The 26,418-nt window shown below is 44.4% G+C and carries 20 protein-coding genes; 13 read left to right on the top strand and 7 right to left on the bottom strand.

The genetic code is table 11. The features are described from left to right. Nucleotides 1-314: 314 nt before the first annotated feature. Entirely contained in the window at nt 315-4,475 is a 4,161-nt protein-coding gene (locus MgSA37_RS09470; protein ID WP_096351475.1) for a hybrid sensor histidine kinase/response regulator transcription factor, read from the bottom strand. Nucleotides 4,476-4,814: 339 nt separating this feature from the next. Between MgSA37_RS09470 and MgSA37_RS09465 the strand changes: the two genes are divergently transcribed. The 6 genes from MgSA37_RS09465 (at nt 4,815) to MgSA37_RS09445 (ending at nt 12,272) form a co-directional block, all read left to right on the top strand. Next, on the top strand, nt 4,815-5,540 hold the full coding sequence (locus MgSA37_RS09465) for an ImuA family protein (protein ID WP_096351473.1): 726 nt from the start codon (nt 4,815-4,817) through the stop codon (nt 5,538-5,540). Nucleotides 5,541-5,543: 3 nt separating this feature from the next. Next, nucleotides 5,544-7,040 (top strand): Y-family DNA polymerase, encoded by a 1,497-nt coding sequence (locus MgSA37_RS09460; RefSeq protein ID WP_096351472.1) that lies wholly within the window; start codon nt 5,544-5,546, stop codon nt 7,038-7,040. A gap of 5 nt (nt 7,041-7,045) precedes the next feature. Beyond that, nucleotides 7,046-9,130: a PHP domain-containing protein gene (locus tag MgSA37_RS09455; protein WP_232010827.1), complete on the top strand. Its 2,085-nt coding sequence runs from the start codon at nt 7,046-7,048 to the stop codon at nt 9,128-9,130. Continuing rightward, the gene (locus MgSA37_RS29070; RefSeq protein ID WP_232010826.1) at nt 9,124-10,227 is read left to right on the top strand and encodes a helix-hairpin-helix domain-containing protein; all 1,104 of its coding nucleotides are present in this window, start codon (nt 9,124-9,126) and stop codon (nt 10,225-10,227) included. The genes MgSA37_RS09455 and MgSA37_RS29070 overlap by 7 nt, the downstream gene beginning before the upstream one ends. Nucleotides 10,228-10,495: 268 nt before the next feature. After that, nucleotides 10,496-10,756: a thioredoxin family protein gene (locus MgSA37_RS29065; RefSeq protein WP_232010825.1), complete on the top strand. Its 261-nt coding sequence runs from the start codon at nt 10,496-10,498 to the stop codon at nt 10,754-10,756. A gap of 238 nt (nt 10,757-10,994) precedes the next feature. Then, nucleotides 10,995-12,272, top strand: coding sequence for a DUF3570 domain-containing protein (locus MgSA37_RS09445; RefSeq protein ID WP_096351470.1), 1,278 nt, complete (start codon nt 10,995-10,997; stop codon nt 12,270-12,272). Nucleotides 12,273-12,301: 29 nt separating this feature from the next. Here MgSA37_RS09445 and aroC read toward each other — a convergent pair whose 3' ends face one another. The 6 genes from aroC to MgSA37_RS09415 all read right to left on the bottom strand — a co-directional run bounded on the left by aroC (nt 12,302) and on the right by MgSA37_RS09415 (nt 18,885). Next, complete coding sequence (aroC, locus tag MgSA37_RS09440) at nt 12,302-13,399, bottom strand: chorismate synthase (protein ID WP_096351468.1); 1,098 nt, start codon at nt 13,397-13,399, stop codon at nt 12,302-12,304. 82 nt (nt 13,400-13,481) lie between these two features. Continuing rightward, nucleotides 13,482-14,771 carry a 3-phosphoshikimate 1-carboxyvinyltransferase gene (aroA, locus tag MgSA37_RS09435; RefSeq protein ID WP_096351466.1) on the bottom strand — a complete coding sequence of 430 codons (1,290 nt, stop codon included), beginning with the start codon at nt 14,769-14,771 and terminating at the stop codon, nt 13,482-13,484. 122 nt (nt 14,772-14,893) lie between these two features. Then, a complete protein-coding gene (locus MgSA37_RS09430; protein ID WP_096351465.1) occupies nt 14,894-16,021 on the bottom strand; it encodes a chorismate mutase in 1,128 nt (375 codons plus the stop codon). A 225-nt stretch (nt 16,022-16,246) separates the two neighbouring features. After that, nucleotides 16,247-17,155, bottom strand: coding sequence for a prephenate dehydratase (locus tag MgSA37_RS09425; RefSeq protein WP_096351464.1), 909 nt, complete (start codon nt 17,153-17,155; stop codon nt 16,247-16,249). Nucleotides 17,156-17,729: 574 nt separating this feature from the next. Continuing rightward, nucleotides 17,730-18,239: an EXPERA domain-containing protein gene (locus MgSA37_RS09420; RefSeq protein ID WP_096351462.1), complete on the bottom strand. Its 510-nt coding sequence runs from the start codon at nt 18,237-18,239 to the stop codon at nt 17,730-17,732. 163 nt (nt 18,240-18,402) lie between these two features. Then, complete coding sequence (locus tag MgSA37_RS09415; protein ID WP_096351461.1) at nt 18,403-18,885, bottom strand: hypothetical protein; 483 nt, start codon at nt 18,883-18,885, stop codon at nt 18,403-18,405. A 208-nt stretch (nt 18,886-19,093) separates the two neighbouring features. Between MgSA37_RS09415 and MgSA37_RS09410 the strand changes: the two genes are divergently transcribed. From MgSA37_RS09410 to MgSA37_RS09380, 7 genes are all read left to right on the top strand, one after another. Then, nucleotides 19,094-20,350, top strand: coding sequence for a putative DNA modification/repair radical SAM protein (locus tag MgSA37_RS09410; RefSeq protein WP_096351460.1), 1,257 nt, complete (start codon nt 19,094-19,096; stop codon nt 20,348-20,350). Between the two features lies 1 nt (nt 20,351). Then, a complete protein-coding gene (locus MgSA37_RS09405; RefSeq protein ID WP_096351459.1) occupies nt 20,352-21,110 on the top strand; it encodes a TIGR03915 family putative DNA repair protein in 759 nt (252 codons plus the stop codon). A 148-nt stretch (nt 21,111-21,258) separates the two neighbouring features. Next, a complete protein-coding gene (locus MgSA37_RS09400) occupies nt 21,259-21,894 on the top strand; it encodes a DUF1684 domain-containing protein (RefSeq protein ID WP_232010824.1) in 636 nt (211 codons plus the stop codon). Between the two features lie 32 nt (nt 21,895-21,926). Then, nucleotides 21,927-22,676, top strand: a complete 750-nt coding sequence (locus tag MgSA37_RS09395; protein ID WP_096351458.1) for a hypothetical protein — start codon at nt 21,927-21,929, stop codon at nt 22,674-22,676. A 148-nt stretch (nt 22,677-22,824) separates the two neighbouring features. Then, complete coding sequence (locus MgSA37_RS09390; protein WP_096351456.1) at nt 22,825-23,499, top strand: vWA domain-containing protein; 675 nt, start codon at nt 22,825-22,827, stop codon at nt 23,497-23,499. Between the two features lie 74 nt (nt 23,500-23,573). Then, a complete protein-coding gene (locus MgSA37_RS09385) occupies nt 23,574-24,335 on the top strand; it encodes a PP2C family serine/threonine-protein phosphatase (protein ID WP_096351454.1) in 762 nt (253 codons plus the stop codon). Next, nucleotides 24,336-26,294: a helix-hairpin-helix domain-containing protein gene (locus tag MgSA37_RS09380; RefSeq protein ID WP_096351452.1), complete on the top strand. Its 1,959-nt coding sequence runs from the start codon at nt 24,336-24,338 to the stop codon at nt 26,292-26,294. Nucleotides 26,295-26,418: the final 124 nt, after the last annotated feature.

Genomic DNA, 26,418 nt, shown 5'->3' with positions numbered 1-26,418 from the left:
TAAGGGGCATTTAGGAGGGATTTACGCACTTATTTCAAAAACAGCAAAAATTATGACGAGTAATAAAATAAGCATACCAGGGTTAACAGGCCGTCAGAACTTAACAGGCAAATAGAAATTATTGTTTACGGATTTAAATAGAAACTAACGCTTATCTGCAAGCCGAAGAAATTTGCGCGATGCATTTTTAACACATTAACACACACACACAAACCAGTTATCCTGGTGTTTTTGTGTGTTACCAGTAGGCGTTGCAGGCTAATAAGAAATGGTTGATTTTTTTTACGCCGATACGGTAGAAATGCAATTACGTATCAATCAACTTCTTCAAATATCTCTTTTTCCTTATTACGCATTTGGGTAACGTATTCTGAAGGCAGCATGCCGTATTCATCTTTAAACACCTTCGAAAAATAATTAGGGTTATTAAAGCCTGACTCATAGGCAACGCCGGCGATATTAAGTTTACTCTTTTCAAGTAACTGAACCGCTCTTTTTAAGCGAATGGTCCGGATACAATCAACCGGCGTTTTACCGGTAAGGGATAACATCCGTTTATAAAGTGAGATCCGGCTCGTTGACAACTGGCGGCTCAACTCCTCGACAGAGAAATTCGGGTTGGTGATATTCTTCTCGATACACGAAAAAACATTCTTCAAAAACCTTTCATCTTCCGATACAACCGCTATATCCGGTGCATTAACTTCAACCTGCTTCTGGTAGGTTTTTTTCAAAGTCTTTTGCATCAGCAAAATGCCGTTGATTTTTGAAAGCAATATTTGGAAGTTAAAGGGCTTGCTGATATAATCATTAGCACCATTGGTAAGGCCCGCAAGCTGGTTTTCTTCATCAGTTAATGCGGTCAGTAAAATAATAGGAATATGCTCCGTACGTTTATCACCTTTTATTTTTTTGCACAGATCGATCCCATTCATCTCCGGCATACTTACATCGCTCACTATCAGGTTGGGGTGCAAGGCAAGCGCTTTTTGCCAGCCATCTTTACCGTTTACAGCCTCAACAATAGTGAAGTTATGTTTCAGGTTATCCTTTAAATAAAACCTAAGGTCGTCATTATCTTCAATCAACAAAATAACAGGCTTCTTGGATGTGATACGCGAACTTTCCTCGGGTTTAGCTATCGCGGGCTGTTCAGCTACCGGAGTGCTCTTTTCATATTCTACATCTACCGGCAATTGAACGGTAAAACAAGTGCCGTTTCCGGGTTCACTTTCAATGCTGATTTCTCCGCCGTGCATTTTAACAAATTCCCTCGTGATTGACAAGCCGATCCCGCTGCCCTGGTTCAACAAACTTTCGGGCATATTGTCCTGAAAAAAGCGCTCAAAAACTTTATCATGTATTTCTTTCGGTATACCTATGCCTGTATCAATTACTTTTATTTCTAAAAGCTGTTGCTCATCATCAACTGCGTTGTCTTTAACAAGGCTAATAAAAACGCTTACATTACCACCTGAAGCCGTGAATTTAAAGGCGTTTGAAAGCAGATTAAATAGCACCCGTTCAATTTTGTCCCTGTCAAACTTAATGATCACCGATTCTATGTCGCTCTCAATTAAGTAATCCACATGGTTTTGGTCAGCAATATCGGTAAAGGAAGCAGATACCTCCTTTATAAATTGGATGATATCTCCCTTGCTCAAATTTAACTTCAATTCCTTAAACTCCATCTTCCTGAAATCCAGCAACTGATTAACCAGGTTTAACAGGCGCCTGCCGTTTCTTTTGATCATTGTTAAATGATGCTTTTGCCCGGGATCATCGATTCCTTTAATTAAATTATCAATTGGCGATATAATTAATGATAAAGGTGTCCTGAATTCGTGACTCACATTGGTAAAGAACTTTATCTTCATCAGGTCGAGTTCATGCATCCGCCTGGCTTCTTCACGTTCCTGGGCAATTTTACGCTCAGATTCCAGTTTATCCTGCCTGATCTTAAATTCGCGTTTTAATTTCAATATGCCTTTGTGCCTGATGTAAAACAACAGGCATATAACAGAGAGGAAATAAATGGCGTAGGCAATCGGCGACTTCCAGAATGGCGGCAATACTTTAATATTAAGTGCAATAGTGCTGCTGTTTTTAGGATCGTTAATATTACTGGCTCTTACTTTAAATACATAGTCGCCGGCATCCAAATTCGTATAAGTTGCCTTGCGTATATCATTTGGAGCCGAAAGCCATTGCTTATCAAATCCATCCAATTTATATTGATAAACAATCTTATCCGGATTAAAATAATCACAATCGGCAAATTCAATGCTAAAATCATTTTCGTTATGAGTTAACGTCAGCTCTTTTGTATCGGCTATTGAACTCTTCAATACAATGTTACCATTAACGGTATCCCCTGCGGCAACACTTTTATTAAATAACTGAAAATCGGTAAACAATAATTGGGGCTTACTTTTTACAATATTGATACTTTTTGGATCGAAAATATTAAAGCCATGTGCTCCGCCAAATATCATCAGGCCCTTTTTTGTTTTAAAGGCAGCGCATGCATTAAATTCTTTTCCCTGCAAGCCGTCAAATTCATCAAACTTATTGATCTGAAACTTATAACTATTGCCGGTTTGCACATAATTTATCCGGGCCAGCCCATTTTTTGTGCTGATCCATATTGATCCATCTTTATCCTCCAACACGTTTAACACGTTGTTTCCAGGCAGCCCTTTTGTTTCATCCAGGTTATGAAATTCATTGGTCTGCGTATTAAAAACACTTAAACCGCCTTTAGTACCTATCCAGAATAATCCTTCCTTGTCTTGTATAATGCAGTTTACATCATTGGCTACTAAACTATTGGGGTTTTTAGGCTGATTAAAATAGTGTTTCGCCTTATTTTTCCCTTTTTCAATAAAGTCTAACCCTTTGTCGCGCCCTATCCAAATATTTTTTTGTTTGTCCTCATAAATAACTGCTGTATAATTAGACAGCATTTGATAATTTGGATGTAAAAAGCTATTGGTCTCTCTGTTAAAAATATTAATACTGCCTGCAAAAGTGCCTACCCACAATTTATTTGATGAATCTTCTATGATGGTATAAACCCTGTCATCCGAAATACTTGACGGTATATTGTCATTATGCCGGTAATGGGTAAACTTATTTCCGTCAAAACAATCCAGTCCTCCAAAATAGGTGCCTATCCAAAGCTTATGTTCATGGTCAATGCATAAACGGATCACCACATCATTGGTTAAACTGTTTGCATCATTGGGGTTATGTTTGAACTGGGTATATTTTTTAGTGACGGAATTATAATTGATCAACCCTCCCCCATTTGTCCCGATCCATAAATTCCCATTGGCATCATCGGCAAAGCAATCTACATCCTCAAATGGCAAACTTTTATTGTCTGACAGAAACTTACGCACAAGCGGGAACTGGATGATGCTTTTATGATAATAACTAACCCCCTGTTTAAATGTACCGGCCCAAATGATGCCGGTATTATCTTTATAAAGCTCAACAGTGTTCCCTTTCAGGGATTTTGCATCGTCTTCCCTGTTTAAAAGATATTGAATACTATTGCTGACCGGGTCGTACAGGTTAATGCCGCCATGATCGGTACCTATCCATATTTTATTATCGTCACTCAGTATAATATTGTTAATTACATTATAATTAAGCTTTATATCTGCTGACTCCGTATTAAAATGATCAAGTGTGCCTGTGTTTGTATGATAACGGTAAACGCCTATAGGGCTGCCTGCCGCACAGATCCACAAATTACTGTTGTTATCAAATGTTCCGGAATAAACCTCATACCTTTTATTGTTGGCCTTCGCCAGGATACCTGAGCTTGAAATAATTTTATTTTTATGAATGTCAAACTGATCAATTACGCCATCACTGTAAATAAGCCAAAATAAGCCGTGGCTGTCTTCAACAACATCCGTTACTATATTTGAATGCAGTTTCACACTGGAATTGGCTGCACTGCTAAAAAAAGCAGTTGAGTTGTTTTTGGGATGATAGCAATACAAACCCCTGTCGTTTGTTAAAAACCAGAAATTGCCTTCTTTATCTTTCCTGATAGTGGTAACCTGGTCAGTTAAAACATTATACTTTGTGAGTTCATAAACAATCACATTTGAAAACTTTTCGGTTACGGGGTTATAAACACATAAGCCGCTATTGGTTTTAATCCATAGTTTTCTTTCAGGGCCCTCAAAAATTGCTCCTACAGAATTATCGGAAAGAGAGCTGGGGTCGCCCGCCGAGTGTTTAAATACTTTAAATTTATACCCATCGTACCTGTTAAGGCCCGCAATGGTACCAAACCACATAAACCCTTTGGAGTCTTTATAAATGCTGCTTACCTGGTTAATTGAAAGCCCGTCAGTAATATCCAGATGAGAAAACTGGTATACCGGATTTTGGGCCGACACCTTTTGTTGGATTAAAATATACAGTATAAGTACGGCGTAAATTTTAAAACGCATAACAGGCAAATAATTGGTTATAATTAGTTTTTTAGCAGGCAGAATGCCATCGTACTAATGTAGGAATAAATGTAACAATTACATTACTAAACGATAAAAATAATCAGGTTCAGCCTTTTCGTCTTTCTATAGCTAAAATTACACTATTTAGCATAAAAATTACCGGTAAAAAAGAAAATAAAAACAGGTGCTGTAATCCAACCCCTACCCCCTGATTTTACATTACAGATCACCCGGCACAGTTCAGCAAATAAGCCAATAAAGGCGAAATTATTTTTAATTTTATATATAAAATACTAATATTTTTAGCATAACTTTATAGTCCCAAATTTAAAGTTTATGCCTGATACTAAAAGAGACATTGTAAGCCGGTTGCAAAAGGACATTTTGCAATGGGAAGGCTACAGGCCTCCGCCTGACGGCACAAGGGATTTAATGGGCCTGGGCCCGGTAGAAGCGACTTTTCCAAATGGTGTCTTTCCTTTAGGGGCTATTCATGAACTGGTATGCGGCAATACCGAACAGGCCACAGCCAGCGGCGGTTTTATAACCGGTTTACTTTCGGTACTGATGCAAAATGGCGGCGTTTGTGTATGGATCGGCCTTTCGGGGAATTTATACCCTTCGGCCTTAAAAGCTTTTGGTGTTGATCCGGATAAGGTGATCTTCATTAATCTTTTAAAAGATAAGGATGTGTTATGGGCGATGGAAGAATCGCTGAAATGTGGCGGCCTGGCGGCGGTTATTGGCGAACTGCGGGAAATTGATTTTAAACAATCGCGCCGCTTGCAACTGGCGGTTGAGCAGAGCCGGGTAACGGGTTTTATCTTACGTAATCAGTCTGATAAAATCGGCTCAACCGCTTGTGTCGCCAGGTGGAAAATAAAACCGTTGCCAAGTGAGCCGGTTGACGGTTTGCCGGGCCTGGGTTTCCCGCGCTGGCAGGTAGAGCTGCTGCGGGTGCGCAACGGGCAACAAGGTAAATGGATCATCGAATGGTCTGACGGTAAATTTGCGCCTGTAAGTGAACCGGTTATTAAACAACAAGAATTAATGGCAGGGTAAGCAATGCAAAAACGTTTCATGGTCATATGGTTTCGTCACCTGACGACAGACTGGCTGACCCTTAGAAGGCCGGAACTAAAGGATATACCTTTTGTTTTTGCAGCGCCCGAACGTAACCGTATCATCATCACTGCCGCTAATCCCCTGGCCGAAGCCCAGGGCGTTTATCGCGGCATGGCGGCGGCAGATGCCAAAGCCATCACCAACAACTTACAGATACTGAATCATTTACCAGGCAAAGAAGCAAAGCTATTACGGCTATTAGGTTTGTGGTGCATCCGTTACACGCCTATTGTGGCTGTTGATTTGCCCGATGGGCTGATCCTTGACATTTCGGGCTGCACACACTTATGGGGCAGTGAGCGGGAATATTTGAAAGAAATAGTTTTGAAATTGCGCACGCAGGGCTATGATGCACGGGCAGCCATAGCTGATACTATTGGCGCAGCATGGGCGGTTGCCCGTTTCGGAAAAATAACGCCCATTATTAAAACCGGCATGCAGGCGGAGGCCCTGCTCCCCTTGCCTCCTGCGGCGCTCCGGTTAGAACCCCTGGTGTTGGAAAAGCTGCAAAAATTAGGCTTCAGCACCATCAAAAGTTTTATGCAAATCCCCCGCACTGTATTGCGCAGGCGGTTTGGAGAAGGGCTTTTATTAAAACTGTCACAAGCCTTAGGCATGGAAGATGAGGTGATTACGCCTTTGATCCCGCCCGTTCCTTATGCTGAACGCTTACCTTGTTTAGAGCCGATTAAAACCGCAAAAGGGATTGAGATCGCCATAACGCAATTATTAGAAGGTTTATGTACAAGATTACAGGCTGAAGGCAAAGGAGTGCGAAAAGCGGTGCTTAAATGTTACCGGATAGATGGTAAAATGGTGCAGGCAGGTATCAGCACAAACCGCGGTTCGCACAGCGTTTCCCATTTATTTAAACTGTTTGAATTACAAATCAGTAAAATCGAACCAGCTTTAGGCATAGAATTATTCCTGCTGGAAGCATCAAAGGTGGAGGATATTGAGGTGCTGCAGGAAAAAATATGGACCGGAAAGCCCGGCTTACAGGATAACAGCCTTGCTGAATTATTAGACAGGGTAGCCGGTAAAGTTGGCGCACATACCATTCACCGGTACCTGCCTGCCGAGCATTACTGGCCCGAACGCTCGATCAGGCCAGCGGTTTCCCTGTCAGAAACGCCGGCAACCCAATGGCGGACTGACAGGCCGCGTCCACTGCGGCTGCTTCGCCGCCCCGAGCAGGTTGAAGTAATGGCGCTATTGCCTGATTATCCGCCAAAAATATTTACCTATAAAGGCAGGCGGCATATAGTTGAAAAAGCCGACGGGCCTGAGCGTATTGAGCGCGAATGGTGGCTGGAGAAGGGTGAACACCGGGATTATTATGCAGTGGAAGATTCGGAGGGGCAACGTTACTGGCTGTTTAGGCTGGGGCATTACGATGCGGAACCGGAATGGTATTTACATGGATTTTTTGCCTGAATATAATGGAATACGCGGAATTACAGGTTACCAGCAATTTCAGCTTCCTTCGGGGCGGCTCACACCCGGATGAACTGGTGGAGCAGGCTGCGGCTTTGGGTTATTCAGCTATCGCCATTACCGACCGCAACAGCCTTGCGGGTATTGTGCGGGCCCACTTGGTCGCAAAGCAAGCCGGGATCCGTTTTATCCCTGCTTGTCACCTTGATCTGCTCGACGGACCTGGCTTGCTGGCTTATCCAACCGACCAGGCTGCTTATGCCAGGCTTTCGGCGCTTTTAACCATTGGAAACCTGCGGGCCGAAAAAGGGGAATGTCATTTATATAAAGCAGATGTTTACGGGCATCAAAAGGGCATCAAATTTATCATCGTTCCGCCTGATGAGTTAAATACACAATTTGATTACGATGATGACTTCAAAAGCGCTGTAGCAGAATATCGCAAGGCTTTCGGCAGTGAATTATACATAGCGGCTACCCGTTCCTACAACGGAAATGATGCCAAGCGGCTTTTCAGGCTGGGGCAATTGAACATTCCACTGGTTGCTGTTGGGGATGTGCATTACCATGAGGCAGCACGCCGCGAATTGCAGGATGTATTAACCTGCATCCGCGAAAAATGCAATATCTATACGGCTGGTTTCAGGCTTCATGCCAATGCCGAACGGTTTCTCAAACCTATAGATGAAATACACCGCCTCTTCAGGCAATATCCCGAAGCAATCGGTAATGCGCTGGAAATTGCCGATGCCTGCACTTTTTCATTAGATACTTTAAAGTATATTGAACCTGAAGAAGCGATCATTGATGGCATGACCCCGCCGGAACGCTTGCGAAAATATACGTGGATGGGAGCACACGGGCGCTATAAGGGGCGGGTGCCTAAAAAGGTTCGCAAACAAATAAAATTCGAATTAGCATTTATTGAGCGCCGCAAACTTGCCCCTTATTTTTTGCGGGTATACAAGTACACGCAAAAAGCCGAAGAACTTGGCATCCTGCACCAGGGCCGCGGCTCGGCGGCTAATTCTACAGTTTGTTACTGCCTCTCTATTACCGCAGTTGATCCGATGAAATCAAGGTTGCTATTTTCGCGTTTTATGTCGGATGCCCGGGAGGAATGGCCCGATATCGACGTTGATTTCGAACATGAACGCCGCGAGGAGATCATTCAGTATATTTATGAAGACTACGGGCGCGAGCATGCCGCCATTGTTGCAACGGTGACACAGGAACGGCACAAAGGCGCCATCCGGGATGTGGGTAAAGCGATGGGGCTTTCGGAAGATACCATTAAACGTATTGGCGCCACCATTTGGGATTTCAGGGAAGAGGGTTTTGATCAAAAGCGTTTGCTCGAACAGGGCCTGAACCCGCATGATCCACTCATTTTTAAAGTACTTGAATTAACCACACTGCTGATGGGTTTTCCGCGGCAGTTGGGGCAGCATACCGGCGGCTTTGTGATTACAGATGGCAAATTATCCGACCTATGCCCCGTACTGAATGCCCGGATGGAGAACCGCACCCAGCTGGAATGGAACAAGGATGACCTGGAAGCTTTGGGAATATTGAAAGTAGATGTATTGGGCCTGGGAATGCTGACCATGATCCGTAAAGCATTTGACCTGGTGTTACAGCATTACGGGAAGAAATTAACGCTGGCGAATGTACCGCAGGATGACCCGAAAGTTTACGAAATGATCTGCCATGCAGATACCATCGGCGTGTTCCAGATTGAGAGCCGGGCCCAAATGTCTATGCTGCCGCGCCTAAAACCCACCTGTTTTTATGACCTGGTGATCGAAGTAGCGATTGTGCGCCCCGGACCCATCCAGGGGGATATGGTACACCCCTACCTGCGCCGCCGTAACGGCGAGGAGCCTGTTATTTTTCCATCAAAAGAATTGGAGAATATATTAGGGCGCACACTCGGGGTACCATTATTCCAGGAACAAGCGATGGAGATCGCGATAGTGGCAGCAGGTTTTACACCTGCCGAGGCAGACCAGTTACGGCGCAGTATGGCCTCATTTAAAGCCAATGGCAAATTACATCTTTATGAAAAAAACTGGTGGATGGCATGGTAAAAAAGGGTTATGAAGAAGATTTTTCGAGGCGGGTATTTAAGCAGTTACAGGGCTTTGAAGGCTATGGTTTCCCGGAAAGCCACGCGGCATCCTTTGCACTACTGGTTTATATATCGTCCTGGCTGAAGTATTATTACCCGGATGTGTTCTGTGCGGCGCTTTTGAACAGCCAGCCGATGGGCTTTTACCAGCCGGCCCAAATTGTAAGGGATGCACGGGACCACCAGGTTAAGGTACTGCCCGTAGATGTGAACCATTCTTTTTGGGATAATACACTGGAAAAAATAGAGGACAAGTACTTTGCCGTTCGCCTGGGTTTCAGGCAGGTAAAGGGATTGCGTGAGGAAGACATGTTATTACTGATAAACAACCGTCTCCTCATTTTCAACCATGTTGATCAATTGCGGGAGGCGGGCGTTCCTGAAGCCGCTTTGGAAAAGCTGACGGACGCAGATGCTTTCCGCTCACTGGGTGCAGATCGCCGCCAAGCTTTATGGGAGGTAGCCGCGTTAGGCGACAGGCCAATAGCGCTGTTTGGGGGCCAGCAGTCGGAAAGCGTTAAAGAGGTACAGGTACAATTACCGTTGATGACGGAAGGCGAGCACGTGGTACAGGATTATTCGGCAACGGGCTTATCGCTCAAGAACCACCCGGTGGCGCTGGTACGTGAAAAGCTGGATCTGCTGCGAACCACCCAAATTGGTAAACTTAAACAAATGAAAGATGGCGACCCGGTGAAAGTGGCCGGCTTAATTACCGTCCGCCAGCGTCCCGGCACGGCCAAAGGCGTTTTGTTTATGACGCTGGAAGATGAAACCGGCGCCGGAAATATTGTGGTATGGGAAAAACTTTTTGACCAGTACCGAAAAGAGATCATCCAGTCGCGTTTGTTTATGGTAGAAGGGAAATTACAGATCGAAGGCGAAGTGATCCATGTGGTTGCCAAACGCTGTTTTAATTTGAACAGCCTGCTGCGTGGTTTAACAGTGGCGAACGAAGACAATCTACCACTTTTAACCCTGGCCCGCGCAGATGAAACCACCGCTCCGCCCACCGACAGCCGGGAGGTTTTTCATAAAGGAAGAAATTTCAGGTAAGCAAACTGAACGGCTAACTACCCTTCTATCCGTCGTATTTTAATCAAACGTCGTTATATGCTGGTCCCGACAATCCCTCTTTGCGATTTTATTTTCGATTGAAGTATGCAATATAAAGCCCATTGTAAAATTTTTAAAATGTTATCATCTTTTACATATGGTATTGCACAAATGTTAAAAAAGGTTAAATAAGGCTATTTTCATGTTGGGTACAGAATGTCAGGATAACATTGTACTTATTAATAACAACTAAAATATTTTCAAAACAATGAGGCTATTGATTCTTTCCATTCTTACAGGAGTATTATTTACTTCAAATGTTACCTGGCTGGGCGACTTTAATGAAGCTAAAGCCACTGCTGCACAAACGCATAAGCTTATCCTGATCAACTTTTCCGGCTCAGACTGGTGCGGCCCTTGTATCCGGGAGCGAAAAGAAATCCTTGAAAATGAAGCTTTTGAAAAATACGCCGCTGATAACTTAGTATTGGTAAGAGCAGATTTTCCAAGACAGAAAAAAATCAGTTAAGCAAGGAGCAAACCCAAAAGAATGAAGCACTGGCGGATAAATATAACCCCGATGGCAAATTCCCTTATACAATTTTAATGGACGAAAACGGGAAAGTGCTAAAAGACTGGGATGGTTTCCCAAATGAATCAGCTGAAAGTTTTGTTGGACAAATCGCTTCATTCTCGGCTACCACGAAGTAAAGATGGTTTTAAACAACTTAATTGCCGCCCTATCTAATATTCCAAGCTAACGTTTAATGAGAAAAATTTTTCTGTCCGTCATCGGATTTTCATTCATCTGCCGGGTTGGTGCTTATGCACAAATCAAGCCGGATTCTGCTGCCTATAAACCTGCGTATAGCCAGTCTCCTGCCCCAAAAAAGGATTCAACACAATTCAATCCACGGAAATTAAGGCTTGATGAAGTTAATTTTGTATCCAGCTACTACTCGCAAAATGGCAATCACTCTGCTGTTACCGGCGGTATAGGGACCGAAAAAGTAACTGATTTTGCCAACGGTATCACTTTGAACTTCGTTAATACCTACGGCAATAATCATAAAAATACGCTTACCGCAGGACTTGGATTTGATGTGCACACCTCTGCGTCCCAGGCCTATGTTTCAAAAACCGGCGCATCAAGACCGAGCGGCACAAGGGTTTATCCGTCATTAGACTGGACGGTTGAAAACACTAAAACCGGCAACACCTTTGGCGTGGGAGCTTATTATTCGAATGAATACAATTATAAGTCGATTGGCGCCGATGTGCATTATTCTGTAAAAACGGATAATAAAGCTGGTGAATTCAGTGCAAAACTACAGGGCTATTTTGACAATGTAACACTGATCTACCCTTCTGAACTGGCTCCGGTCAGTACCGTTATACCGGTCACGGGTAAACACGGGGACGGCGAGGGACACCGGGATAATTTCGGGACCAGCCCGCGCAAAACATATTCGGCTGCTTTTGAATATTCCCAAATTATCAATTCCCGTTTACAGATTGCCTTTTTAGCGGATGTGGTTGGCCAGAATGGCTTTTTAAGCCTTCCGTTTCACAGGGTATACTTTTCAAACGGTAACGAAGCGATAGAAAAATTACCTTCCACACGCTTTAAGCTGCCATTAGGCTTCAGGGCCAACTATTTTGTTGGAGATAATATTATCCTCCGGTCATATTACCGGTATTATGCTGACAGCTGGGGAACAAGGTCAAATACGGCAAACCTCGAAGTGGCATACAAAATCTCTCCTTTCTTTTCTATTTCTCCGTTTTACCGGTATTATACGCAAACCGCGGCCAGGTATTTTGCACCCTATGAAATGCAAAGCCAGGCTAGCCCCTATTATACCAGCAATTATGAATATGCCGCATTTAAAAGCCAATTTTATGGCGTAGGCTTCCGGGTAGCGCCACCTGGCGGTGTTTTTGGAGTGAAGGGCCTGCACGAGTTAGAAGTACGGTACGGGCATTATACACAAACAACTGACCTGGTATCGGATGTTGTATCGCTTAGCCTGGGGTTCAAATAAAATAAATAATATATGACCCCATTTCAGCATTAATCGTTAAGCTTTGTAAGCCTGTTCCTCAACCAATGATCCGCCAAAACAAGCGCTGCCATTGCCTCAACAATTGGCACCGCGCGTGGAACTACACAAGGGTCATGCCTGCCTTTGCCGGATATTTCGGCAGCATTGCCTTCACTGTCAATGGTCGCCTGGTTGTGCATAATGGTAGCTACCGGTTTAAAGGCAACTTTAAACTCGATGGGCATGCCATTGCTGATGCCGCCCTGGATACCGCCGGAAAAATTGGTAAGGGTTCCGATATCGCCCGAATCGTTTTTTGAAAAGATATCGTTATGCTCCGATCCGCGCATTTCGCTGCCGGCAAATCCCGAACCATATTCAAAGCCATGCACCGCGTTGATGCTTAACATCGCTTTACCCAAATCGGCATGCAGTTTGTCAAATACCGGATCGCCTAAACCAACAGGGCAGTTGATGATATGGCAGCTTATTTTACCGCCAACAGTGTCGCCCTGTTTGCGGATACCGTCAATATATTCTATCATTTCGGCCGCAACTACCTGATGGGCACAGCGCACGATGTTTTTTTCGCGTTCTTCAACAAACTGGTCCGTATTTTTAACTTCAACTTCCGGCGCATTGATCTTGCCTACGCTGCTCACATGGGCAACAATTTCGATGCCCTGTGTTTTTAGCAATAGCTTAGCCAAAGCACCAGCCGCAACACGTGCAGCTGTCTCCCGCGCTGACGAACGGCCGCCGCCGCGATGATCGCGGATGCCATATTTGGTTTGATAGGTATAATCCGCATGGGATGGGCGGAAAACGTCCACATTGTGGGTGTAATCCTTTGAGCGCTGGTCCTCGTTAGGAATGATCATCGCTATGGGGGTACCCGTAGTTTTTCCTTCAAAAACACCTGAAAGTATCTTAACGGTATCGCTTTCCTTGCGCTGTGTGGTGATCTTTGATTGGCCGGGCTTGCGTTTATCCAGTTCGCCCTGTATGTAATCCAGGTCCACTTCCAGTTGCGAAGGGCAGCCGTCGATAATTACGCCGATAGCTTCGCCATGCGATTCCCCAAAAGTTGTGATCCTGAATATTTGCCCGAATGAATTGCCTGCCATAAGCCCCCTCTAAATCTCCCCCTGTAGGGGAGACTTTTAATTTTTTTATTTATTTAACAAATTATACTTCTAAAAGCCCTCCCTACCGGGGAGGGTTGGGAGGGGCGATCCCCACCTTCTCCAAATCCTTCCAAAATGCCGGGTACGATTTCTCTACCACATCAGCATCTTCTATCTCAACTTCGTGGATCAATAGGGCCAGGGGCGCAAAGGCCATTGCCATACGGTGATCTTCGTAAGTGTCGACAAATATACGTTCGGGGATCTGTTTTTTGCTGCAGTCCAGTTTATAAACCTGGCCTTTTTCAATCAGCTTAACGCCAATTTTTGCCAGTTCGTTCTGTAAAGCTTTTATGCGGTCGGTTTCTTTTATTTTAAGGGTTTCAAGTCCTGTAAAACTCGCTTCGTGGCCCAGCGCAGCACATACTACAATAATGGTCTGTGCCAGGTCGGGGCAGCTTTTCAGGTCGAATATTTTACGGGCAAGCGGTTTTACTTCTTTAGTGAGATATACGCCGCCATCCTTAAACTGCGAGGTAATACCAAAGTTAGCCATGATCTCGGTGATCACACTATCGCCCTGTAAGCTGTACGGTGTTAGGCCCGGCAAAAATAGTTCGGCATCATCTGCTAAAGCTGCTATGGCATACCAGTAGGATGCCGCGCTCCAATCCGGTTCAACATGCAAACTTGTTTCGGCAAAGTCCTGGTTGGGGATGCTGATCACATTACCTGTCCAGCTATGTTGAATGCCTGCCGATTGCAGCATAGTCAGCGTCATTTCTACATAAGGGCGGGAGGTTAGTTCTCCTTCAATATGAAGTTCCAAACCGAAAGGCAGCCGGGCAGCTATAAGCAAAAGCGCCGTGATGTACTGGCTGCTTACATTTCCTTTTATACTGACCTTATTGGAAAGCTGCACTAAGCTACCTTTCAGTTTGATGGGTGGAAAACCCTCGTTTTCAACATAGTCGATCCCGGCCCCCAACTCACGTAAAGCATCCACTAAAATCCCTATCGGGCGCTGCTTCATCCGCGCACTGCCGGTTAATATCACTTCTTCATCCTGCAACGTGAAATACGCGGTTAAAAAGCGCATTGCCGTACCGGCGGGACCAATGTTTACAAGTCTTAAGTCTTGAGTCTCAAGTCCTGAGTCGTTTTTTTCCTGACTTTCGACTTTCGACTTATGACTCAAGACTTGCAACAACGTCACTGTGTCTGCCGCATCCGAAATATTCTCAACTTTTACCTTACCGCCGCTTAACGCTTCGATGATCAGCGCGCGATTACACTCACTTTTTGAACCCGTGAGATGTACCGTGCCTATTACCGATTTGCTTTTTTTGGTAAGGATGATGTTATGTTTCATTATTTTGTACTTTGCCCTGTGGCCTCACCTAAATCCTCTCCAAAGGAGAGGACTTGAACTTCGCTCTTTTTTAACCTTTTTTTACCCTCTCCTTTGGAGAGGGCAGGGTGAGGCCTTATGCTTTACGCGTGTGTTAATTTATCCGCTTCCTGGCCGGCTTTATCTTTATTCATTATCTCAGTTTGTTTGCGGATAGATTCACTGTGGATCAATTCCAATAATTTTTCAGTGAAATCTTCATGCAGTTTTAAAGCTTTTCCGTAGTCAACGCCTTTTCTCAGGATCTCATCCCAGCGGTTAACCTGTAAAATAGTGATGTTATTATCCTTTTTGTAGTTGCCGATCTGCTCAACGATCTGCATACGCTCCGCCATTTTCTGGATCACGAGGTCGTCAATTTTATCTATCTGGGTACGCAATACGGCCAGTTTATCCTTTAACTCAGCATTGCGGATCTCAGGCTTGCGCAAAGTCAGGTTCATAATAATATCCACCAAAGCCGAAGGCGTTACCTGTTGTTTGGCATCCGTCCAGGCTACAGTTGGGTCGATGTGCGATTCGATCATCAATCCCTGCATATCCAAATCAAGCGCTTTTTGCGCGATGTATCCGATCAGGTCGCGGTTGCCGGTGATATGGCTCGGATCATTGATGATCGGCAATTCAGGCGCGTGTGTTTTCAGGCTGATGGCCAGGTCCCACATAGGTTCGTTACGGAACGCGCTTTTTTCGTGTGAAGAGAACCCGCGATGGATTGCAGCCAGCTTGGTAATACCCGCCTGGTTGATCCGCTCTAAAGCACCGATCCATAAAGAAAGATCAGGATTTACAGGGTTTTTTACCATTACCGGTACATCAACACCTCTTAACGCGTCAGCAATTTCCTGCACGGTAAAAGGGTTAACTGTTGAACGTGCGCCCACCCATAAAATATCAACACCTGCTTCCAATGCTTCTTCAACGTGTTTGGCGTTAGCCACTTCAATAGCAGTTGGCAAGCCGGTTTCTGCTTTGGCGCGCTGCAGCCATTTAAGGCCAATGCTGCCAATACCTTCAAATTCACCCGGACGGGTACGTGGTTTCCAGATGCCGGCACGTAATGCCGAAACCTTGCCCGTTTTTGCCAATAAGTGTGCTGTTGCTACCAATTGGTCTTCTGTTTCGGCACTGCAGGGGCCTGCAATTAATAATGGTTCGCTGCTTGTTTTTATCCAGGAACTTAGCGGTTGTATGTTTAAATCCAGTTTCATCGTTTTTTTGTTTTTTGAGTCCGAAAGTCGGTGATCCCGATAGCTATCGGGACCGAAAGTCCGGAAGATTTATTTGTCTGTGGTTAACTAATCTTTATTATATTTTAAATTATATCAGGCTTCTTTTGATCTCTCAACTCTTACAAAGAATTCTTTTGAGATGCAGCTTCTTTCGGACTTTCCGACTTTCGGACCTGCCTGCCGGCAGGCTTCCGGACTTTCCCCTCAACTCATCTTCTTCATATTAATATAAGTCCTCGGAACTTTTTCACTTCTAACCGGTTTTGGCACTGCCGGTCCCTCCTCTTCATGCCGCTGGTACTCACCCAGTATATTGAAGTTGTGCGTATACTTTAAAATCTGCCGTATGGCGGTGTCATAATTTCTTTGTTCTTCCCATTCAATATCCACATAAAAATTATACTCGTTGCGTTTTCCTAAAATCGGCATCGACTGTATTTTACTCATATTAACACCTTCTTCGGCAAAAATATTGAGCACTTTGGCCAATGAACCCACCTTATTACTCACCTGGAAACAGAGTGAAGCTTTATTAGGCTGCTTTTTGGTCACATTTTCATGATGGGTGAGGATCAAAAAGCGGGTAAAATTCTTTTTGTTCGATTCAATGCGGCGCTCCAGCACGTCAAGCCCGTAAAGCCTTGCGGCTAAAGTATTGGCGATGGCAACGGTATCTGTTAACTGTTCGTCGCGGATACGTTTGGCGCAAGCCGCGGTATCATTGCTTTCCACAATATTTAAATGCGGGTATTCGTCAAAAAAATCAACACACTGGCGGATAGCGATAGGGTGAGAAGTTACATATTTGATATCCTCAAACTTTACGCCCGGCAAAGCCATCAGGTGCAACTGGATGGGCAGGTAAATTTCGCCCACTACCGGAAAAGCATAGCTTAGCAACAACGAGTAGTTTGGCAATATGCTGCCGGCGATGCTGTTTTCAATAGCCATCACTACATAATCAGCCTCCTTATTTTGCAAAGCCTCAAAGGTTTGCTTAAAAGAGTTACACTCAATAGTATGAATATTTTCACCAAAATACTTTAGCGCCGCTTCTTCGTGGAAGGAAGCGCGGATCCCCTGGATGGCAACTCTTGGTTTATCGTGTTTCATAAAAAAGCATTAAAGCAAAAAGTCCCGGTTGTTGGCCGGGACTTTTCAGTTTCTTTATATGTTGTTGATGCATATTAGTCCCGGCTCTTACTGGTAAAGTAAAAGTAGTAACCATAAAAATATGCATTGTTAAACTTCATTGTTTTTTTGTTTGCGGCGTAAATGTACAAGTAAAAATCAATTTGTCAATAGAAAATTTTATTTTTCTTGAAATAAATAGGGTGAACAGAATTTTATTTGGCAGGGGGTGGTATTTGTTGGTTTGGTGTTGATGATTTTACTGGTGGTTGGCAAACGTACATTGTTGATATGGTTATAAAGAGTTGAATGAATATCGATGTTTTTTGTCGCAAAAAAGACAGGTGGTTATTCTCCAGTTTCACTGATCTCTGATTTTTGGGCGTCCGGGCGGGCTTTCCGCTCATACGGCTTCAGGCCTTAAGCGCATTGGCCGGTATCCGCTTCAATCCCTGACGCATTTGAGTTTAAATCTTTGAAATCAATTACACTCAAACTGCCGTCTTAAGATTTATTCTCTTGGTTCCTGGCTCTTTTCCCGGCTCTAACTTATACTTTATCCCGTTTTCGCCGAAAACGGGTACACCGAGCGCCACATCCGGTACATTACAATTACCGGGAAAATAACCCATGCCGCATTTGATAATAGTACGCGCGCCAATTGCGGTGTGGCGTGTTCGCCGTTCACTTCTTCAAATAAGATGATGCTTACATTGGTCAGCATTACCGATGCCCATACAATACTCACAAAACGGATCCAGTTTTTGCCTTTCCAGTAAGCATAAATGGCGAAGGCATAAAACGGGCCGAAGAAGATCGAATCGATCCAGATCGTTGCGCGCCACCAGGCCGGCCGGGCCATCAATACCGGGTCGAAATTGCGGCCGTACCAGTGCACCAGGTCCACCATTTTTGCCGGCGGCCATATGGGATATTGAAAATGGTTGGGATCAGTAATCACCAGTTGCTCCAGGTCAACGATATAGGTAATAAAAAACAGGTTGACGCAAAAGAAAACGATCAGTGTAATATCCACCGGGCGTTTTGACAGGGGTAAAGGCTGCATATTTTGGGTTTACAGCAGTGAAGATAACCAAAAAACCAATAACTCAATAGCCAATTATCTATCAGTCATTGATTTGGAAAAGACATGCACCGACCCTGGTATACCAGGTAATCATAAAAATGCCGCAGGAATGTTAGCGCCTGCGGCTGATATGGCTTTGCAATTATTGGTGTAAATTTGCCGGTAGTTGCGCATAAATGTTTACGCGCATTTCGTCCAGCTCCTTTAGCCTTAGATTTTTTTTCCTCAATTTCTCTATAAGATTTTTTATTTTTTTGTCCTGTTTCCCAACATTATTATTGGCCGACCGTGCATCTTTTGCCTTGTCATAAGCTTCATTAGCACTGTTTTTTGCGTCTTTCGCGTCCCTGATATTTCCATTGGTTGCCTGCGCAGCATCGGACTTACTTGACGTTGCCGCGCTTTGGGCGTTTACCCCGGCTGCGTTTGCCTTGTTTTGAATACCGGGCAGGTTGTTTTGTGCGATGGTTAACTGGCTGTTTAAGTCAACGATATCATTTTTAACGTTTATGTATTCCACGTTTAATTTGATCGTGTCGGCGGGCGCTTTATATTTTTGCGCAAATACTGAACTGCAGGACATAAGCAACAGCCCGGTGCACAGCAGGTAGGTAAAAGTTTTCATGATATTTATTGATTTTAAGACGGGATTAAATGCTGAATGCAATGTCGTCTCTGATGGAACCACGAATACCGGATAAGGTTTTAATAATAATGTTAATATAATATCGCCATTTATTGGATTAGCTTATTAGTTTAAAACTACACGGAATAAAACCGGATAAGTATTCCATAGCTGCATTAAATACTAAAAATATTAGTAATTTTGATTTATGGATGCAGACAGGATAAAGGAGAAGCTGAACATTTTGGCTGATGCGGCCAAGTACGACGTATCATGTGCTTCGAGCGGTAGTAACCGTAAAAACAGCAACAAAGGGCTGGGCGACGCCAGCAACGGGATCTGCCATAGCTATACCGAGGACGGGCGCTGCGTTTCGCTGTTAAAAATTTTACTAACCAATCACTGTATTTTCGACTGCGCTTACTGCGTATCACGCAAAAGCAATGATATTAAACGCGCGGCATTTTCTGTACAGGAAGTGGTTGATCTTACGATCAACTTTTACCGGCGGAACTATATCGAGGGACTGTTTTTAAGTTCGGGTATTTTTAAAAATGCCGATTATACGATGGAGCGCCTGGTACTGGTGGCCAAAAAGCTGCGGACGGAACAAAATTTTAACGGTTATATCCATTTGAAAACCATCCCCGGGGCCAGCGACGATTTGATGCGCCTGGCCGGCCTCTATGCCGACCGGCTGAGCGTAAACCTGGAAATGCCAACGGAGGCCGGATTGAAACTTTTAGCCCCGGATAAAAGCCGGCAGGACATGATCAACCCGATGCGGTTTTTAAAAAACGAGCTGATACAGTATGCCGAAGAAAAAAAGTTATTTAAAAGCACCCCGCTTTTTGCCCCTGCCGGTCAAAGTACCCAGGTAATTATTGGCGCCACGCGCGAAAATGATGTGCAGATTTTGCATACCGCCGATCATTTTTACAAAAACTATAACCTAAAGCGGGTTTATTATTCGGGTTATGTGCCTGTACTGGCCGATAAACGCCTGCCGGACTTAAATACTGCCGTACCCATGGTGCGCGAGAACCGGCTTTACCAGGCCGATTGGCTGCTGCGCTTTTATGGGTTTAATGTGAACGAGATTGTAGACCAGCAAAACCCGATGCTCGACCTGGACATCGATCCAAAACTCAGTTGGGCGATCCGGAATTTGCACGCTTTTCCAGTCGACATTAATACCGCGCCCCTGCAGATGATTTTGCGGGTGCCCGGTATAGGGCGTTTATCGGCACAAAAAATTGTCGGCGCACGCAAATTTGCCCGGCTGAATTGGGAGCAGCTGAAAATCATTGGCGTTGCCACCAACCGGGCCCGGTATTTTATTACCTGCAACAGCAATGATTTTGAACGGCGTGACTTAACAGGCACCAGGATCAAACAGTTTATACTGGCCGGTTCGCACAGCAAATACTTAAGAAATAAACCCGGGCAGTTAAGCATTTTTTGAAATGACCAGGTTGATATACGACGGCACTTTTGAAGGGTTGTTGACCGCGATTTTCGAAATTTATGCTCACAAATTAACGCGGGTAAGTTTGCAACGCGGTGAAAATAACACCAGCGCGATGTTTGAAAATGTGATTATCGTGAAAACCGATGAGGTACGTGCGGGCCGGGTGTTAAAGGGATTACAAAAAAAATTATCGCCATCAGGCATCGGACGTTTGTACATTGCTCACCTTGCGGAAATAGCCGGCGATGAAAATACCCTCGCCGGTTTTATCAAATACGCTTTCGATTCGCCGGTTAATATTGAGAAGAACTTTGGTAATAAATACGTACAGCGCGTATCTGAAATTGTAGGGATGATGCGCCGCGAAAAGCACCGGATGGAAGCATTTGTGCGTTTTCAAAGATTAAAGGATGATATATATTACGCTGGTATTGAACCTGATTTTAATGTGTTACCCTTGCTGAACAGGCACTTTAAAAACCGGTATGCCGATCAGAAATGGATGATATTTGACAGCAAACGAAAATACGGTCTGTATTACGACCTGCACGACACGCAATTTGTAACCATTGATTTTTCTGAAGCACACAACCCGGCCAATGTAGTCTCGTCTTTTAATGCCGGCGAAGACCTTTACCAGCGGTTATGGCAAAACTATTACCACAGCGCTAACATCCCCGCCCGCAAAAATACACCGCTGCATTTGAGGCATATCCCTAAAAGGTATTGGAAGCATTTGACCGAAAAATTTTGAAGGCGACAATCCAACCGAATGTAAATTTTGATGCAACGGATTTAAAATCATACCCTTTATGTTATACGCGGGCTTTCAGGCTGCGGGCGGTCTGGAAAAATAATAGCGCTGTGAATTACTATTTCAGCAAAACATTTTACCTTTAGCCATGAACTTTTATCACACTATCAATAAACTGTTAAAGCCTTTGATCCTGGTAATACTTTTAGGCAACGCTTTGCAAAGCTTCGGCCAGGATTACAAGGCGCGGATAAATGCCTTCAGGAAAGGTTATGAGAACGACTTTTTGACGGATGCGAGCTCGCCACTCAAAAAAGATGACCTGCAATTCCTGCGTTTTTATGATGCCGACAGCAGTTATCGCGTTACCGCCGATGTGAAATACCTTACCGGCGAGTCCATTTTTATGATGCCTACTTTTAACGGCGCAAGCCAGCAATATGTGCGCTATGCGTTGCTCAACTTCAGGCTGAATGGAAAGGAATTGCAGCTTACCGTATACCGCAGCATCGCCCTGGCAAACGTAACCGCTTATAAGGACTATTTATTTTTGCCCTTTACTGACAATACCAATGGCAATACCACTTATGGCGGCGGCCGGTATATCGACCTGAATACCGCCGACTTTAAAGGCGCCACTATGATGTTAGATTTTAATAAGGCATACAACCCCTATTGCGCGTTCTCCGGTAAATATTCATGCCCTAAACCGCCTGCTGAAAATTACCTCGCGGTGGCTATTGAGGCCGGCGAAAAATTGTTTGCCAAAACGGTAAATCATTAGCGCGGCCGATAATTTTTTATCAATCTATAGATATGTTTAGATATTTATTATTCGTTTCTCTACTGATTTTTTCGGCGTTAACTACGTTTTCACAGTGTTTAGATCGCGGGAAGATAGCTTGGAGCGAAGATGGCTTATTTTTCGACTACGGTTATCTCACTCCTTCGTATTCTTTCGCTTTCAAAGGTGATACATCCAAAAAATGGAATACTCAATTCGAAGCGATCGATATTCGTCAAGCTCCCGCAAACGCGTTAAAGTTTAAAATTAAGGTTGATAAGGCAATTAAAGAATTTGCAGGGAATAAATTTTATCAAAACTTAAAATTTAACGATGTAAGTGTATGCTATCCGGAAAGGTTGAAACTATTTATTGATAGTGGCGCTCAAGTCAGTCTTAAACACTATAAAACTAAATATACTTATTCGTACACGTTTGAGCCAGACTCATTAACCGGCTATAATATCATAGTAGCAGTTGATAGATTCGGGAAGATTATCACTCCGTTTATTTTTCCGTCAAAACGTTTTTATAAACCGATAGATAAATCTTTCACCTATTGTAAATTGATTCAAATTGCAAGGAAGGCACAAAAGAATCTTGACTCAATTGACAGAGTAACTTTTGAATATAATAAGAAAACGAAAAAATTTTATTGGCTGATCTCGCAAGCTTTAGTTAATGAGCATGAAGGAGCCAATGACGTTAATGTGGTTTATATAGATGCAGCAGATTTAAAAAAAGTAAGAGCAGTAAAAAGTAAAGTATTTGTAACTTATTGATTTTCAATAATAAAAACCACATATTCCACGACCGATATGCTGTGTCGTGATACGGTTGTCCACATCTCGCTTTTCTCTTAACGACCTTTTCCCATATCACTCAAAATCCTTAAATTTACGTCCTTAAACTGTGTGGAACTGAAATCAGATGGACGAGTATATTTCTTTTGAACAATTGCCTTTTGGCGCCGACGACTTTGCTGACAATCCCGAATCCCGATGCCCCTGTATGCTTTTACTGGATACTTCAGGCTCGATGGGCGGCGAGCCGATCCGCCAGCTGAATGAAGGGATCAATACCCTGAAAATGGAACTGGAACTTGACCCCCTTGCTGCTAAACGCGTGGAAGTGGCCATGGTTACCTTTGGGCCGGTGTCTTATGAATCGGATTTTCAAACCGTAGATAATTTTTACCCGAAACAGCTGGTCGCCAGCGGAGATACCCCTATCGGCGCAGCCATCAGGTTAGGTATAGACCTGGTAAACAAACGCAAAAAGCTATATAAGGAACGTGGCGTGGGCTATTACAAACCCTGGATCATATTAATAACCGACGGCGCCCCTACCGACGCATGGAGCCTTGCGGCTCAACTTGTGCGGGAGGGCGAGAGCGAAAACCGTTTTGCTTTTTTTGCAATAGGGGTAGAAGGCGCCAATTTTGATGTACTAAGGCAATTATCCGTACGTGCACCTTTAAAATTGCGTGGCCTGGCATTCCGTGAGTTTTTCCTGTGGTTATCCGGCTCATTGAAAACAGTATCAAGCAAAAACCCTGGCGAAAACAATAAATTGCTTCCCCCAACCGGCTGGGCCGACTTATAATTAAGGTCCGAAAGTCAGTAAAGTCCGAAAGAAGCTGTGCAATTAAGTTTGGTATATCGTAAAGTGATTATCTAATGACCTGGAAAACCATAGGCCAAAGCGTCATCGGCACTTCGCACCTGCAAAATGGCAAAAACTGTGAAGATGCCGGTGCAAGCCGGATCCATAGGCTAACAAACGGCGAGGATGCATTGGTTTGTTTTGCCAGTGATGGCGCGGGGAGTGCGGTGTATGCCGCTGAAGCATCGTCCGCAGCAGTATCAGCAGCCCATGAATTTACTGAAGCCCTGCTGCACGACGGCCGGGAACTTACAGATGCACACCTGGTGGCCCTGGGCGAATACATTTATGACATGCTGGTGGAGCTGGCTGCTGCTAAGGAAGTTCCCAAAAACGAATTCTCCTGCACCTTATTGGGTTGTATAATTACCCCAAGAAAATCAGGGTTTATACAGATCGGCGATGGTGCGATCGTGCGCAATGATGGCAGCGGGCATTTTACACAGATTTGGTGGCCACACAATGGGGAGTACCAAAACTCCACCGCTTTTATCATTGACGACCCCAGCCTGGCGCTTTTACAATACAAAGTGATCGATGAGCAGGTAACGGAAATAGCTATTTTTACAGACGGGCTGCAGCAACTGGCGCTAAACCATGTGAGCATGGCGGTACACCAGCCTTTTTTTGCCGGTTTGTTCCCGGCACTGCGGCGGGCCGAAAATGAAGAACACCTTTCGATACTAAATTCGAGGCTGGCTGATTACCTGTCGGGCAACATCATTAACAACCGTACTGACGACGACAAAACTTTATTGCTGGCAACAAGGGAATAAATGACCGGGACAATCTTTAAAGGCGCAGCAGGCACTACTTACACACTGGCCAACCGCATTGGCGGCGGCGGCGAAGGTGACGTATACGCGGTGAACGAAGACAGCAGCCTGGTGTTGAAGGTATACAAAGAAGCACCGAACGCCGATAAAGCGGAAAAGCTGCGCCACATGACCACGCTGGCAAGCGACGAACTGCAGCGTTTTGCAGCCTGGCCAGTGGATATTGTGCGCGACGGCAGCGGAAAACTGCGCGGCTTTACAATGCGCAAATTGCAAGGCTACCTGCCCCTGCATATGCTCTTCACCCCTATGGATCGCAAGAAGCTCTTCCCCGACAAAGGTTATAACTTTCTGGCTCACGTAGCACGCAACCTGGCGGTGGCGTTTCACAAGATCCACCAGGCGGGTATCGTAGTGGGCGATGTAAACGAAGCTAATTTGCTGGTTAGCGCTACAGGTATGGTTGCCCTCATCGATTGCGACTCATTCCAGGTGAAAAACGGCAAGCGCCACCATTTTTGTGAAGTTGGGATGCTGCGCTACACGCCGCCGGAATTACTTCGGCGCGGCTCGTTCGAAAGCGTGGTTAGAACTACCAATACCGATGCTTTTTCATTGGCCACACTTATTTTTCAACTCTTATTTTTGGGGCGGGCTCCATTTACAGGGGTAAATCCGGGCAAGCAGGAGATAGATGAAGAAACGGCGATAAAAAACCACGAGTTCGCCTACTCGCTACGTAATCGCAACAAGCGCCTCTTCCCGGCAAAAAACAGTCTTGAACTTAGCGCCATGCCTGCGCCTGTCGCTGATGCGTTCCATTTAGCTTTTGAATCGGACAGCGAGCGCCCGACACCTTTGCAATGGGCAACTAAAATGGGTGATTTTATAAAAGATCTTTCCACGTGCACAGTTTCAAAGCTGCATTTTTACCCCGGCAATTTGAAGCGCTGCCCCTGGTGCGCATTTAAGCACGAAGCTAATATCTATTATTTCCTTGACGATGTCAATATAAACACACCATCACAGCTTACCAATATAGAACATTTTATAAATGGTTTCCGGCTGGAACAGCTTAACCTTCCCCGGCTTAGCGGCTCCTATACGTACCCGGGTTTACAGGCACAAAAAATACCTGCGCGGTTTTACAGGTACAGATATACTAACCTGGCGGCAGTTATTGTTGTTTTGGCATTATTAATTGTGCTTGCTGCAAGTATGTCTTTCTATGGCGCTATCATTCCCGTCGGAATAGCATTGATAAGGCTGGTATTGCGCGGGGGTGGTAAATTAAAAGCTGAGCTTGCCATCCGGCAGCAGGCGCTTAACAGGGTAAGCGGCCCGTTTAACCAGGTGTTAAAGCAGTATAATTATCCACCGGCACTTAAACAGTACAACGAGACGACTAACAAGTTAAAAAACAATATAGCGGCATTACGTAAGCTTCCGTCTTTATTCGTCCATTTAAAAAAGGAAATTGAAGACAAACATTACCAGGCAAAATACAAACAGTATTTACAACAGTTTGATGTGAATGATCACACGATCGCCGGGTTTGGGCCAGCCAAAAAAAAATTGATCTGCAACCAGGGAATCCGTACTGCTGCCGATATATCAAAATTAAAACAGGTTAAAGTAGCCGGTATCGGCCCTAAAAATCAACAACTTTTATTTGAATGGCAGCGACAAATGGGAACAGGTTTTACCTATGCGCCCGAATTAGATAAAATTAAGCACGAAACACATTTAGCTGCAGAGAGCCTCGGACTGCAACGTAAAAAGCTGGAAAACGAAATAAGGAAAGAATACACGACTTTAACAAATATCCATTCGGGGATCCGAGTATCCCTGCAGTTGCTTGAACATCAGTATCAACAACTGTTGCCAAAAGTAGCCCAGGCTCAGCTGGACCTTGATGCTTTTGAAAACCTGGTACATTGGCGTATCTTTAAATGGTGAGCCGGATATCGCCGGTACTTCCAATTCTCGCGCAGCTCATCCATTCTATCCCCTGAAATGCACAAAAAGTACTGACAAGTTTTTGTCACTGACAAAATAGTGTCAGCACTTAAAGTGTTGCTAT

The organism is Mucilaginibacter gotjawali (assembly GCF_002355435.1).
GTDB classification, from domain to species: Bacteria; Bacteroidota; Bacteroidia; order Sphingobacteriales; family Sphingobacteriaceae; genus Mucilaginibacter; species Mucilaginibacter gotjawali.
The sequence above is the reverse complement of the archived record's forward strand: the minus strand, read 5'-3'. Positions and strand labels throughout refer to the sequence as shown.

Coding starts and splice junctions, on each gene's coding strand:
- MgSA37_RS09470 (WP_096351475.1), bottom strand. CDS start 4,475: ATGCGTTTTAAAATTTACGCCGTACTTATACTGTATATTTTAATCCAA.
- MgSA37_RS09465 (WP_096351473.1), top strand. CDS start 4,815: ATGCCTGATACTAAAAGAGACATTGTAAGCCGGTTGCAAAAGGACATT.
- MgSA37_RS09460 (WP_096351472.1), top strand. CDS start 5,544: ATGCAAAAACGTTTCATGGTCATATGGTTTCGTCACCTGACGACAGAC.
- MgSA37_RS09455 (WP_232010827.1), top strand. CDS start 7,046: ATGGAATACGCGGAATTACAGGTTACCAGCAATTTCAGCTTCCTTCGG.
- MgSA37_RS29070 (WP_232010826.1), top strand. CDS start 9,124: ATGGTAAAAAAGGGTTATGAAGAAGATTTTTCGAGGCGGGTATTTAAG.
- MgSA37_RS29065 (WP_232010825.1), top strand. CDS start 10,496: ATGAGGCTATTGATTCTTTCCATTCTTACAGGAGTATTATTTACTTCA.
- MgSA37_RS09445 (WP_096351470.1), top strand. CDS start 10,995: ATGAGAAAAATTTTTCTGTCCGTCATCGGATTTTCATTCATCTGCCGG.
- aroC (WP_096351468.1), bottom strand. CDS start 13,399: ATGGCAGGCAATTCATTCGGGCAAATATTCAGGATCACAACTTTTGGG.
- aroA (WP_096351466.1), bottom strand. CDS start 14,771: ATGAAACATAACATCATCCTTACCAAAAAAAGCAAATCGGTAATAGGC.
- MgSA37_RS09430 (WP_096351465.1), bottom strand. CDS start 16,021: ATGAAACTGGATTTAAACATACAACCGCTAAGTTCCTGGATAAAAACA.
- MgSA37_RS09425 (WP_096351464.1), bottom strand. CDS start 17,155: ATGAAACACGATAAACCAAGAGTTGCCATCCAGGGGATCCGCGCTTCC.
- MgSA37_RS09420 (WP_096351462.1), bottom strand. CDS start 18,239: ATGCAGCCTTTACCCCTGTCAAAACGCCCGGTGGATATTACACTGATC.
- MgSA37_RS09415 (WP_096351461.1), bottom strand. CDS start 18,885: ATGAAAACTTTTACCTACCTGCTGTGCACCGGGCTGTTGCTTATGTCC.
- MgSA37_RS09410 (WP_096351460.1), top strand. CDS start 19,094: ATGGATGCAGACAGGATAAAGGAGAAGCTGAACATTTTGGCTGATGCG.
- MgSA37_RS09405 (WP_096351459.1), top strand. CDS start 20,352: ATGACCAGGTTGATATACGACGGCACTTTTGAAGGGTTGTTGACCGCG.
- MgSA37_RS09400 (WP_232010824.1), top strand. CDS start 21,259: ATGAACTTTTATCACACTATCAATAAACTGTTAAAGCCTTTGATCCTG.
- MgSA37_RS09395 (WP_096351458.1), top strand. CDS start 21,927: ATGTTTAGATATTTATTATTCGTTTCTCTACTGATTTTTTCGGCGTTA.
- MgSA37_RS09390 (WP_096351456.1), top strand. CDS start 22,825: ATGGACGAGTATATTTCTTTTGAACAATTGCCTTTTGGCGCCGACGAC.
- MgSA37_RS09385 (WP_096351454.1), top strand. CDS start 23,574: ATGACCTGGAAAACCATAGGCCAAAGCGTCATCGGCACTTCGCACCTG.
- MgSA37_RS09380 (WP_096351452.1), top strand. CDS start 24,336: ATGACCGGGACAATCTTTAAAGGCGCAGCAGGCACTACTTACACACTG.